Annotated in this window: 9 protein-coding genes, 3 pseudogenes and 1 other annotated feature; of the genes and pseudogenes, 5 read left to right on the top strand and 7 right to left on the bottom strand. The window is 38.0% G+C overall.

Annotated features, from left to right (window positions below; genetic code table 11):
• Positions 1-9: 9 nt before the first annotated feature.
• Positions 10-2,520: a relaxase/mobilization nuclease domain-containing protein gene (locus FTU90_RS14745; protein ID WP_180073016.1), complete on the bottom strand. Its 2,511-nt coding sequence runs from the start codon at positions 2,518-2,520 to the stop codon at positions 10-12.
• Between the two features lie 3 nt (positions 2,521-2,523).
• Entirely contained in the window at positions 2,524-3,045 is a 522-nt protein-coding gene (gene mobC / locus FTU90_RS14740; RefSeq protein ID WP_004282058.1) for a plasmid mobilization relaxosome protein MobC, read from the bottom strand.
• Between the two features lie 876 nt (positions 3,046-3,921).
• On the opposite strand from mobC, the pseudogene FTU90_RS14735 reads away from it, so the two are divergent.
• Positions 3,922-4,095 (top strand): annotated as a pseudogene (locus tag FTU90_RS14735) (transposase); the annotation flags it as partial.
• A gap of 116 nt (positions 4,096-4,211) precedes the next feature.
• Here the strand turns inward: FTU90_RS14735 and FTU90_RS14730 are convergent.
• Positions 4,212-5,431 (bottom strand): IS3 family transposase gene (locus tag FTU90_RS14730; protein ID WP_155757018.1). Its coding sequence is split into 2 segments (ribosomal slippage): positions 4,212-5,155 and positions 5,155-5,431, totalling 1,221 coding nucleotides; the frame shifts between segments, so codons are not numbered across the junction.
• Positions 5,040-5,156: a sequence feature (AL1L pseudoknot), on the bottom strand. Its footprint overlaps the gene before it by 117 nt.
• Positions 5,432-5,535: 104 nt before the next feature.
• Between FTU90_RS14730 and FTU90_RS14725 the strand changes: the two genes are divergently transcribed.
• Together FTU90_RS14725 and FTU90_RS14720 are read left to right on the top strand one after the other, a co-directional pair.
• On the top strand, positions 5,536-5,781 hold the full coding sequence (locus FTU90_RS14725) for a hypothetical protein (protein ID WP_257222451.1): 246 nt from the start codon (positions 5,536-5,538) through the stop codon (positions 5,779-5,781).
• Positions 5,778-6,086 (top strand): AzlD family protein, encoded by a 309-nt coding sequence (locus FTU90_RS14720; RefSeq protein WP_004897618.1) that lies wholly within the window; start codon positions 5,778-5,780, stop codon positions 6,084-6,086. The genes FTU90_RS14725 and FTU90_RS14720 overlap by 4 nt, the downstream gene beginning before the upstream one ends.
• A 53-nt stretch (positions 6,087-6,139) precedes the next feature.
• On the opposite strand, the gene FTU90_RS14715 is transcribed toward FTU90_RS14720, so the two are convergent.
• On the bottom strand, positions 6,140-6,313 hold the full coding sequence (locus tag FTU90_RS14715) for a hypothetical protein (RefSeq protein WP_155756720.1): 174 nt from the start codon (positions 6,311-6,313) through the stop codon (positions 6,140-6,142).
• 766 nt (positions 6,314-7,079) lie between these two features.
• Here FTU90_RS14715 and FTU90_RS14710 point away from each other — a divergent pair.
• Positions 7,080-7,410, top strand: a pseudogene (locus FTU90_RS14710) (IS3 family transposase); the annotation flags it as partial.
• Here the strand turns inward: FTU90_RS14710 and FTU90_RS14705 are convergent.
• From FTU90_RS14705 to FTU90_RS14695, 3 genes and pseudogenes are all read right to left on the bottom strand, one after another.
• Positions 7,409-7,736 (bottom strand): annotated as a pseudogene (locus FTU90_RS14705) (IS1 family transposase). The pseudogenes FTU90_RS14710 and FTU90_RS14705 overlap by 2 nt on opposite strands.
• Before the next feature lie 159 nt (positions 7,737-7,895).
• Complete coding sequence (locus FTU90_RS14700; protein ID WP_004969894.1) at positions 7,896-8,195, bottom strand: hypothetical protein; 300 nt, start codon at positions 8,193-8,195, stop codon at positions 7,896-7,898.
• Positions 8,196-8,197: 2 nt separating this feature from the next.
• On the bottom strand, positions 8,198-8,836 hold the full coding sequence (locus FTU90_RS14695; RefSeq protein ID WP_151205098.1) for an AAA family ATPase: 639 nt from the start codon (positions 8,834-8,836) through the stop codon (positions 8,198-8,200).
• A gap of 392 nt (positions 8,837-9,228) precedes the next feature.
• Between FTU90_RS14695 and repM the strand changes: the two genes are divergently transcribed.
• Positions 9,229-10,176 carry a replication initiation protein RepM gene (repM, locus tag FTU90_RS14690; RefSeq protein WP_201774891.1) on the top strand — a complete coding sequence of 316 codons (948 nt, stop codon included), beginning with the start codon at positions 9,229-9,231 and terminating at the stop codon, positions 10,174-10,176.
• Positions 10,177-10,846 lie beyond the last annotated feature (670 nt).

The raw sequence follows: 10,846 nt of genomic DNA, 5'->3' as shown, positions 1-10,846 counted from the left end.
GGTGTCTCTTTAAAAGTAGGCATCATAATCCGAGCTACTCGACCGAGTTGGCTCGGATTCTCTTGGTGAAAGTACTGCATCATTTTGATGATCTAGATGTGAATCTTCGGATAACTCGGTTAGCCTTTGGGCCAGTTTTGCTCGAACATCCTGAACCATATCTCCCAGATATTGCTGTGCCTCGTTTAAGTCAATTGTTGGCCCTATCTTTAGGTTAGTGGTATTGAGTTCTTTAATATGCAATTCAACGACTGTCATCAGGTTCTCAAACCCCTCAGTTTCCCCGGTATTCATCCGAGGCAACTGTACCCTGAACTCATTTAAACATTCTTCTATAAAGTGGATGTATCCCTCCATATTCATTTTTTTACTTTCGGGTGCGATGTTTGGATCACATAAGTCATGAAAGCAGCCTTCAGCCTTATTTGCATATATATACGCGTCATCCAAATATAAATCTGTATATCGTATTTTCATTTTCTTCAATTCGGCACTGATAGTTTTTATCACAAGAGGATCATTTTTTGGTTGGTTACTGGCCTCTATTTCTGCTTTAACTCTTCTAACATGCTCAATAAGTTTTCGGTGTTCAGCTCTTCGTCTTGCAAGGTTGACCAGTCGATCGATTCCAACTGTTTCAAGGCGTTTAGATACGGTCTTAAACTGCTCTGGAGTTCTTCCTGTATCAGTGGGCGAAGGTGTGAGCTGGTCAATAACAGTTTTAAACGTAGCTCTAATTCGCGCCCAAATACTGTTAAAGAATCGATTAGTTCTTTGTAAGATATCTCTTTCTTGATTTCGTCTTGATAGCGCCTGAGGATCTTGTCTCTCTCGATTAGTTTCTGCTTCATATCGTTCAGTTTCTTCATCATAAGAATGTTTTCTTTGCGCATAAGCTCCTGATAGTCGTTCTGAAGCTTTTGTGACTTCATGAGTTCGTCGATGTATGCTTTTTGGGCTTCGAAGACCTGCTGGTAATGCCGGGCTTCCTGCTGAAGCACTTCCGTTTTGTGTTCCAAAGCTTGAATCATGCCCTTTAGCTGGAGAATTAACTGGTTTTTTTGGGTTTGTAACAATGTTTCTATCATGTTGCACTCCGATATTTAGATAAAATCCCTGAGCAGTGACAGCATGCTGAATGTGCCGAATATCCCAAGACACCACAGTATTTTTTTGCATTGCTGATGGAGCTGCTGTATCAAACTGATTCCATCTCCAAGCTGATGGCTTAACTGTTCTGCTGATTTCGCTTGAGAGCTGTTGTTGCGGCATTGCTGCTGTATTTGTTTCAGCAATGGCATCATGTTGAGAAGGTCGTTGCGTAGTGCACTGCTGTTCTGTTGCTCTTGCTCGCTGCTCTGCTGTATCTGGTCGAGTAATTCCCTGTTCCTGCTCAAATCGCTCTGTAGATTTTGCAAGATTTTCTGTTGGCGCTGATGTAGCTTCAGAATGTCCTGAAACTGGGTGTCGGTTTTGATGTTGTACAACATCAATTCCAGATCGATAGTCTGGGTTTCTGCCAAGCTCTGCTTTAACTGTTGCTCCAGGCGCTGCCGATAATCCTGATAGTGGTTCGAGAGAGTCTCCAGTCGCAGGAATTCCGGTTCGATAATATTTTTGGTGATACGTAAAACGTTTTCTTCGAACTTGTTCAAGTCGCTTAAGGCATTCTGTGAGTTCTGCTGAAGGTGCTGCAAGTCCTGCCGGATGTCCAGGCAATACTGCTCGTGCTGCTTCCGGTCCTGCTCGATTTTTTCGGTAAGCATCGAATGAAAACTCTGCATGATAAAACTTCCCTTTTAAACGGTCTGTTCCATAACTGGTCTTAAGTGAAATGTAGTGATCATCTTTTCGACTTAACTCACCAAGTTCGGACAGACTCTTGAGCAAATCATCTCGGTTATTGATGATTCCATAGACAATGCGTTGTTCTACATATTGGTGAATTAACTCCAAACGGGTCTTTTTGGGCAGATGCTGCATACCGGCTTTAATTGCAGCTGCGTTTTGCATCTCATGATGATTTTTAAGTTTTATGCTCTTTATACGGGTAGGGTCATCAGGTCTTGCCCAACCATATTTATGGTTTAAAAAATCACGCAGTGGGTCAAAGTAATGATGATGTCCTGGTGGAGCAATATTTAATGATTTTCCTGAATTCAGTTCAATTCGAGGGACCAGTATATGTAGATGGCGTGAGCCATTATCCTCAGCATGCATTACAGCTGTCATGTGATATTGTTCTGGACTCAATCCGGCAAAAGCATGTTCCTCAAACAGATCCAGAACTTCTTCAAGCTGTGCATCTGATACATGGTCTTCGGGCGACCAGGCAATCACTGCAGAGGTGTAGCAGTATTGAAACTTGATACTTTCAGCAATGATCGCAAAGGTGGCAGGATCTCCTCTCAGGATTTTTACTCCTGCTCGCCGGTCACCTTGATGATCCTGCTCACCTGTTACATAGGCTGCTGCCAGCTTTGGATCGCCTGTGCCTGACTTTAAAAATTTGATAAGCATAATCTATCGATCCTCCATTACCCGTTGAATTGCTTTTGCTTTTCTGTTTTTCGCAAGCTGATCAGAAACAAAATATTTTGGGAGCACAGGAAGATATTGATGTAAATCAGACTGAATCGTGACCAGAACATCCACGCAATCGACAAAGGAAAACTTCTGAATGTCTTCAGTTTGTTGAAGACATAAGAAGTTCAGTGAACGTGCAATCTGGTTGATATTATTTCCGATTCGGCCAAGTTCCAGTAAGAGTTGAGGGTCGGCACTGGGTACCGGGCGACCCACTGTATTTTTTAAGGATCTTTTTTTGAGTGGTACGGACTGCCACAGCTTAGAAGGTTCACTAAGGGCTTGTTCTTCACTGGTCCGGTGAACAAGTGGCCAACATCGACATAACTCGCGCTGAATAAGGATATGAATCAGCTTGGTAAAACCAATTCCATGTTCCTGAAGAAAACTATCTAACTGCGCCCCCTGTTCAGCATTAAAACGAAGTCGCTTCGTGATTTCACGTTTGGTCCTTTTCATTTATCTATCCTGTTCAGACTGGTGATTTATGGGGTCTTAGGGGGTCGCCCCTAACAAGCCCTGTTGCGTACCAAAAGTGAAGTTCGTAGAACTTTATTTTTGTAGCTACAGGTAGGCTTGCTTAATAAACTGCTCTTTTTAAGAACAATATCCCCTCCTGAATCCCAAGCATAAAGGAATTAAAAAATTCAAATCCCATCCGTCGAATTTCGATTTTTTTTGAACGAAATCATCTATTTTTTTTGAAAGAGTTACTTTATTTCTCAAACGGAAACGAGTTGTAAATCAGCGTTCAATCTCGAATTAATGTTCATTGATATAGATTTATATCTAAAAAATCTTAAAAAATTTGAAATTGGCTTGAAATTATGCAGATTTCTTTAAAAAATGTGTTGAGGTTTGTTTTTTTATTTATTTTTGAGTTATTCATCAAATTTATATCGTTTTCAGCATCGTATTCTTATTTTCAATGAATTTGTTTCCCCTGCTAAATAAAATAATATTTTAGATAAATATCAATTAATTAATAATTAACAATGAAGAAAAATAACACACATCTATCTTTCAAATTTCAGGTTTAACTCGTGACATGTAACGTTTTAATTTGGGGATGTAACACTTTTGTTTTTGTTAGAAACGGACGGTTTTTTGTTAGAAACGGACAGTATGTGAAGTGCATCACAATTTTTTAAATTTATTATTCTGTCCTATGAAATTAATACATAAATTCTATTAATATTTATTACGCAGCAGCCTTTTTCAAACAAGAAATTTCTGCATAGGCTGCTTTTAAAGAGTTCAGATGGTAATCCCCTCCTAAAAATAAAAGGATCTAAAAGTAGAATTTTCTCTTAAGATACAAGCAGGAAATTCTGTATGAAAACATCTAAATTTATTGACAGTCAAATCATGTCCATTCTGAAACAGGCGGAATCTGGTACACCTGTCGCTACTCTTTGCCGTGAACATGGCATGAGCAATGCTACATTCTATAAATGGCGTGCTAAATATGGCGGTATGGATACTTCATTAATGGTTCGACTCAGAAAGTTTGGATATTCTTATTTAATTGAACATTCAATCGCACATAACATTGGACATTGATTCTTATTCTACTTGGACACTTATGAACCGTACCGGGTTTGTCGGAGACTTTTTTATTTAAGTTAAGCCACCTGACCTAACGGGTTAATCTTATCATAGTACATTGCTTCAAACTCAAAAGGCGACACATAACCCAGTGCACTGTGTACACGCTTTTTATTGAACCAATCTACCCAGTTTAGTGTCGCAAGTTGTACATCTGCTAAACCTTGCCAATCTGCTTTTAAATATTCAATCACCTCTGTTTTGTATAAGCCATTCACCGTTTCAGCCAAAGCATTATCGTATGAATCACCAGTTGTACCGACTGATGCTCGTAAATTTGCTGCTTCTAAACGATTGGTATAGCGAATCGAAAGATATTGCACACCCCTGTCGGAATGATGAATCACATTCTTTGGCATGCCTCGATCGTGCAATGCTTGCTCAAGTGCATCGAGCACCATATCTGTATTCATCCGTGTAGATACTTTCCATCCAACAATTGCTCGTGAGAACACATCAATAATAAAGGCGGTATAGACCCAGCCTGAATGAGTTTGAATATACGTAAAGTCACTGACCCATAATTGGTCAGGTCGATCAGCACTAAAATTACGTTTCACTAAATCATCTGCTCGTTTTTGATCATCTCGGTTGCGGGTAGTTTGTTTGTTCTTACCACGCCAAACACCTTGTATATCTAGCTTCTGCATCAATCGAGCAACTGTACAACGTGCAATAACATAGCCTTCACGTTTCAATTTTTGCCAAACTTTACGTACACCATATCGACCTAAACTTTCCTTCCAAATTCGTTTAATTTGTTCAGCATGATGCTCATCATGTAGATCTCGTTTCGCTCGATGTTCTGGATTGTCAGCGAGATCTAAAGTTCGGTAATAGGTTGAAGGTGCGATCGGTAAAATCCTACAAATCGCATCAACACCATATAAGTCTTTATTGTTATGGATGAAATCCACCATTATTTGTGTGGGCGGTCGAGCTCCGCCTGGGCGAAAAAAGCGGCTGCTTTGCGTAGAATTTCATTGGCACGCTTTAATTCTTTAATTTCACGTTCCATTTGCTTCATTTTTTCTTGGTCAGATATCTGTTGTACTTTAATAGGATTTTGCTGATCTAAATGCTTTTGATGCCAGGCACGAAGTGTTTCAGGAGTACAACCAATCTTAGGCGCAATTGCTGTGATTGCAGCCCAAGTAGAAGGATAATCTTTTTCAGATTCAATTAGTAATTGAACCGCTCTTTCTCTAATTTCGGGGGTATAGGTTGGTTTTTTCATCGGAATAGTCTCTCAGAATATTGACTCTCCGACAAACCCGGTACGGTTCAATTTTATTTGGTGGCGGAATTGCTCTATGGCTATTCTGGGTAATAGGGACTTGTTTGGGTTTATATTTTGGTAGTGTTATTCAAAACCCAACCCATTTTGGTCTAGATATGGTTATGGCTTGTTTTCTGCTGTCAATGGTTGTTGGGGGGCAGAAAAATTTAAGAATTATCTGTATATGGAGAGCAGCAGCTATAAGTTCATTACTTGCTTATTGGTACTTACCTGAAAACTCTCATGTTGTTGTTGGAGCTTTAGTAGGTGGCGTTGTTGGTATGCTATTAAAGGACAAACAGGCATGAATTTAGAGATAAGTACACAGTCGGTAGGACTTATTATTTTCATTATGGCACTTGTAACATTGGCCACCCGTTGGGGTGGTGTTTTCATCATGTCCTTTATCCCAATCAATGACCGAATACAGCGTTTTATTAGCGCAATGTCAGCTTCTGTATTGGTCGCTATATTGGCTCCAATTGCAATTGAGGGGGATCTTGGTGCTCGATGTGCATTATTAGCGACAGCTATAACAGCGGTGATTTTCAAAAAACCTCTAGTTGCTATAGGGACTGGTATTATCACTGCGGCTGTTATACGACAGTTTTAGGGATAAGCTCCTGCAATTGATTTGATAAAGCCAAACACACAAGCGTTGGGCTTTTATGATTTATCAACAGGATTATTAATGCTCGAAATCTGCTCAGGACTCTCCACCCATGATTCGCGATGCTCATCACGGGTGGAGAGTCCTGAGCAGATTTCGGCAATATTCACCCTACCTTCGCCAATAAAAATTGACACAGGTATTTGAATATTGCCGTTGTCGCTCTTCACGGTATGGAGCCGCCTTTCGCTTTCAATCGACACGCTCAGATTGCGTTTAGTCTGAGTCGCAAGAGAGTATTTCTGGATCTAACTATCCATCCCGCACACGCCTTTCTCTCTACACGAAGCGCACACTTGGCAAGGTTTCCCAATACTCAATCGTGCGTGAATGTCGTGCTATTCCCTGCGCCCTTTCCCCAGTGCAATTCTTCAGATAGGAAAGCGATTATAAAATCTTTAGCCTTTGATGCCTGCCGTCACTTATCCACCTGCACATCAAAGCCACGAAGAAGATCAAGCCAACATATAAACAGTTGCACTTACAAACTTAATCTTTTGTACAGACGTAGTGAACGAACCGATGGGTTTAAATTGTATGACGAAGCACATTTAACGAAATTTTTTATATCTGAGGCATTGAAACCAAAGCAATTTCTCAAAAAATTAGACTGTGTACAAAAAAATTTACATATAAACGGTTGTACAAAAGAATAATTTCCTTAAAATATGAGGAACTGGCAGTTACAAGCCTCTGGTGATTATCTGTACGAGTTTCCGCTCTACAGATCTTTCGTTAAAAGATACTGGTAATATCATTTAACTGTAACGCCAATAAATTTAATACAAAGGCCCTTGTTAAAACAAGGGCTTTTGTATTCCAGTTACATAAAAAATGAAATTAGCTATGTTAATGGGCTGCAATGTGATTTGGACAGCTCTTTTACTGAACCGTACCGGGTTTGTTGGAGACAACTTTTCTTGAGAGAAGGTTCCGATGACAAAACCCAAATATACCCCTGAAATCAAAGAAAAAGAAAGAGCAGTTCGCTTACTTGTCAAACCCGAAAAAGACTATATCCCTCGACTTGAATTGCAATCACAACAATTTCTCGCAAGATTGGCTGTACTCCTGAAAAACTTCGTGCCAGGCATCAAATGCATTTAGATCAGCAACGTATCAAACAACTTGAAAACTAGAATAAAGAACTGCAACGGGCGAATGAAATTCTTCGTAAAGCAGAAGCTTTTTTCGCCCAAGCGGAGCTCGACCACCCACACAAATAATGATTGATTTCAGGTGGTGTTCCAAAAATTATACTGGGATTAAATGCAGCCATTATTGATGTAGAAGAAGGTTAAATCGAAAGCCTTAAAGTGATTTTCTAACTTTTTCGAAAAATTACAGCTTCTCCTAAGCTCATCGACTTCAAGACATTCGTAGTGACTTTGTTTAGGACGAATCTGATAGGTCGATTCACTTAAGGTTCGTAATACCTGAATTGCACCCTTGATAGCTTAATCCATGATCACCAATAAACTGATGTTTGCAATCTTTGCACTGATGGTTTTGTTTCCCATCTACTTTGATGCCATTTCTCTTTATATTATTACTTAGACAGGTAGGACATTTGATTTGTATCGTTATTTTCATACCTCTATTCTATCAAAAGCCATATTTTTTTTCAGCATACTTTTTAAAACACCACCTAATTTTTTATGAAGTTATGAAGTTATGAAGTTATGAAGTTATGAAGTTATGAAGTTAGGTTATTTAATCTTATAGATTGAATAACCTCTTCCATTCTCTATTTTATTTAAAACTTTTATCAACGAGCTGCTTAAAATCTTCTAAATTCTGCTCTGCCAGTGACTCTAAAGCTATTCTTACAATACTAGATCTGTTAACACGAGCGTTATTACTTTTGATAATTAACTCATCAATTAATTCACTTAATTCTTGGTTCAAAGAAAAGGTACAACGAACGAATTTCTTTTGTGAAACTTCTAGATCCTTAACTCTTTTATCAGCTCCAGATATGAAATTTTCAACCAGTTTATCCTGATCTGAAAGCTCGTCAGTTTTCTTTTTTAAACCGCTAAGACCTGCCATAGTTATACTCCTAAAAACTCTTGAGCTATCCCTTCAATTTCTGCTTTTGCCTTAGGATCACTTGTTACTTCAAAAACAGATAAGCCATTTTCATCTGCATCATCATAAACATTTCGATTTGTCGTGATGTGGTCTAATGCTTTTATTCCGAACGATACACAGGCTTCTTTAGCATTTAAAATTCGCTGTACTTGTGACGGTAATGTTGGGCATTGTGTAATGATTGCTCTTGCATTCAAATCTGGATTCACTGCTCGTGCCAGTTTTAATACTTGTTCCATATGATCCAAAGTCTTTAGATCTCTACGTTTAGGCCTAAAAGGCAAGAGCATATGTGTTGCTATAGTCATAGCAGAACGTAATGCTTCCGAATCTTGTCCACCAGCATCAATGATAATATCTTCATATCTTTTTGATAAATCTTTTAAAACTTGACGAATATTGCCTGAAGCTTGTACAGATGGAATATTTTTTAAATCCTCATTCTCATCACGTTCTTTAATCCAGTCAGTTGTTGTGCCTTGAGGATCTGCATCTAGAAGCAGAACATCTCTATTCTTTTCTTGTAAATAAACTGCTAAGTTTTGGGCAAGGCAGCTTTTACCAGCTCCGCCTTTTTCACCACCTACTAAAATAATCATAAGTTATGTAAGTTACGTAATTTTGTTGAAAATAATGTACAAGTTTCAATCTCATGAATCAACTATTGTGAAAAATAAAGTTAAAAAAAAGTTATCCACAAGTAATGTTCTTTTTTAATTTTATATATATTTTATAAATTTATATTTATAGAACCTCTGAATGCCTTATGAAGTCTAGTTTTCAGAGGTTTTATATGGACGTTTTCCTGACAATAAGTGGACACTTTCCTTTATTTAAATGGACGTTTTCCTGACAATAAATGGACGTTTTCCTTTATTTAAATGGACGTTTTCCTTTATTTAATGGACGTTTTCCTGGCATAAATAGATCTTCCATTAATGGACATTAAGTGTTAATGTCTATTAATGGAATTTATTTCTTTAATCACAATATGGCAAATCTAATTTATAAAGACAATAACTTGATTGAAGCATCTTATGCATTGACTCTGTCTGAACAACGCTTAATTTTAGTTGCAATTATTGCAGCTAGGGAAATTGAAAAAGAGCTTACATCGGATACATTGCTAACAATACATGCGTCTGAATACATGAAGCACTTTAATTTGGGTCGTCAAGCGGCCTATGAGGCTCTTCAGGGAGCGTGTGATAACTTATTTGAACGTAGACTCACCTATAAGGCCATAGATCCTGTTACAGGTAAGCCAGCGGTCTACAAAAGCCGTTGGGTATCAAAAGTTGGCTATGTTAAAGAAGCTGCATGTGCTCAACTAATTTTTGCTCCTGATATTTTACAGCTTTTTGTAAAACTTGAAGAAAAGTTTACTCGTTATGAATTAAAGCAAATTTCTCAATTATCTAGTGTATACGCTATACGGCTGTATGAACTTTTGATTAGATGGCGTAGCAAAGGCAAGCTATATATTAGTATGGTTGAATTGCGTGATAAGTTAGGTCTACTTGAAAATGAATATAAAACCATGGGAGATTTCAAAAAGCGTGTATTGACGGTTGCCATAGATCAAATTAATAAACTTACTGATATCGACGTAAGTTATGAGCAGAAAAAAGAAGGGAGAACAATTACACATATCGAATTTTCTTTTAATCAAAAAGCTTCCTTAATTGTTAGTGATAAGGTACTGGAACCGACATATCAGCTGACACCAAAACAATCTATATTTTTCGCTCAAAAATTGTGTGACCTTATCAAATATCCCGAATTCGGGGGGAAATATGCCAATGTAGGCGAAGAGATCGAAGCGTTTAAAGAAAGGATTTCACTTGAACTCCTCGACCCTGAAAAGGTAAAAAAGTATTATTCTGATTTGTTAAAAGTGGGCTATAAAGAAAAATATAAATCAGAAAAGTTATCATAACCTGAATAATAGAAATTTTTATTTTGAACACGACTAACCTATAGGAAAAATTTAGTCTGCCCTGGTAACCCTAGTTCTATAATTTGGTCTTTATTGAGAAGTGTGTGTTTTAATTGCAAGGTTATTACATAAACAGTTAGCAGCTGATCTATAAGGAATATAAGATTATAAAATTACATAACTTATGTAACTTACGCAACTTATGTAATTCTGCAGAGAGTGATGAGATGGAACCTCTTCCGGTAATGCTTGTCAGGGATTTGTCCATATATGGAAGCGCAGCACTGAAAATTACATGTTCCACTAGTACGAAGAACTTATCTGGATTGATTTGCCAGGAAGATGAAATTATAAAGTTACATAACTTATGTAACTTACGAAACTTATGAGCTTATGTAATCCTGCAGAGAGTGATGAGATGGAACCTCTTCCGGTAATGCTTGTCAGGGATTTGTCCATATATGGAAGCGCAGCACTGAAAATTACATGTTCCACTAGTACGAAGAACTTATCTCGATTGATTTGCCAGGAAGATGAAATTGTAAAGTTACATAACTTATGTAACTTACGAAACTTATGAGCTTATGTAATCCTGCAGAGAGTGATGAGATGGAACCTCTTCCGGTAATGCTTGTCAGGGATTTGTCCATATATGGAAGCGCAGCACTGA

Origin of the sequence: Acinetobacter sp. YH12200, from assembly GCF_013418175.1 — a bacterium.
In the GTDB taxonomy this organism is placed as follows: Bacteria; Pseudomonadota; Gammaproteobacteria; order Pseudomonadales; family Moraxellaceae; genus Acinetobacter; species Acinetobacter pseudolwoffii.
This window is presented reverse-complemented; position numbering and strand designations above follow the sequence as displayed.